This is a genomic window from Dysgonomonas sp. GY75, assembly GCF_015234155.1.
Lineage (GTDB): Bacteria > Bacteroidota > Bacteroidia > Bacteroidales > Dysgonomonadaceae > Dysgonomonas > Dysgonomonas gadei.
The window spans coordinates 1-994 of sequence record NZ_JADCLQ010000039.1 but is presented as its reverse complement, the minus strand read 5'-3'; the positions used below and the strand labels follow the sequence as shown (position 1 = coordinate 994).

2 protein-coding genes are annotated in these 994 nt (G+C 34.1%); both read right to left on the bottom strand.

Annotated features, from left to right (window positions below):
- Nucleotides 1-21 precede the first annotated feature (21 nt).
- On the bottom strand, nucleotides 22-459 hold the full coding sequence (locus tag IR083_RS16400; RefSeq protein WP_194225144.1) for a transposase family protein: 438 nt from the start codon (nucleotides 457-459) through the stop codon (nucleotides 22-24).
- Nucleotides 440-928, bottom strand: a complete 489-nt coding sequence (locus IR083_RS24815) for a transposase family protein (RefSeq protein WP_194225143.1) — start codon at nucleotides 926-928, stop codon at nucleotides 440-442. The genes IR083_RS16400 and IR083_RS24815 overlap by 20 nt, the downstream gene beginning before the upstream one ends.
- Nucleotides 929-994 lie beyond the last annotated feature (66 nt).

Sequence of the window (994 nt, the reverse complement as noted above, 5' to 3'; positions counted from 1 at the left end):
TAGACATTATATTCAATAAAGTTATATATGTTTCACAATCAGTGAAATTGAAATTCTGAAATTATGCAGACCGCAAGCAATAAGCATGACTAAATCGTCAAAACCAAACTTGCGACATCTGAATCGTTCTTTGACAATACGACATTTTTTGACACTACCGATGGCATGTTCAACAAGAATACGAAAACTTGATATTTTTCTGTTTTCTTCTTTTTGACTATCAGTTAAAGACTTGCTTTTTGGCTTCTTAGTTGGCATCTTTACAGTTACATTTTCAGGTTTATGGCCAAGAAAGCCTGTATCTTGCCACAATGTAGTTCCCAAAGGAAAACTCAAAGGCTGTTCATCAAGGATTTTCTTGTCATGGGTACTACCATCATAGGTTTTAGAAAGCCATAATATACGTTTGTCGGCAGAACAAAGCAGGTCATTTTTTACATTATGCGTTTTTTTTGCCACTATAACATGATTTCTGCCTGTCAGAATCTTGCGGACGTTCTATTGGCCTTTCTGTTCCATCAAGCAATATATTTTCGCATTGCCCTGCCAGATATTTTACCCTTAAATGATTCCTGTCGGGTAGTTCACCCAACGTTTTTAAGGTTTTATACAAAATATCAGATAAGCGATGTATCCATTCATTGCATTGGGGTTGAGTCATATCGAACATCGTTGCATGATAATCCTGTAAGGGATTATTCTTCATATAGGATAGAATAAACAGCAATTTATCTGTTATACAGGGTAATTGACTGCTCTTTCTCCCATAAGAAACTCGTATGCGAGGCTGACCTTTTAATGTAAAATGAGAATGATATTCTTCCCAATGATACTTAAAGGTTGGCAAAAATGCTTCAAACTCCGATAAACTAAAACCGGTTAATGATAATAATTGTTTCGGATTTTTTAGAATCTTGTCGTATTTCATTTGTGATTAATCAATCGCAAAGATATGTAAAAGAACGATTTAATAAACTATTAAATATAAACTCTA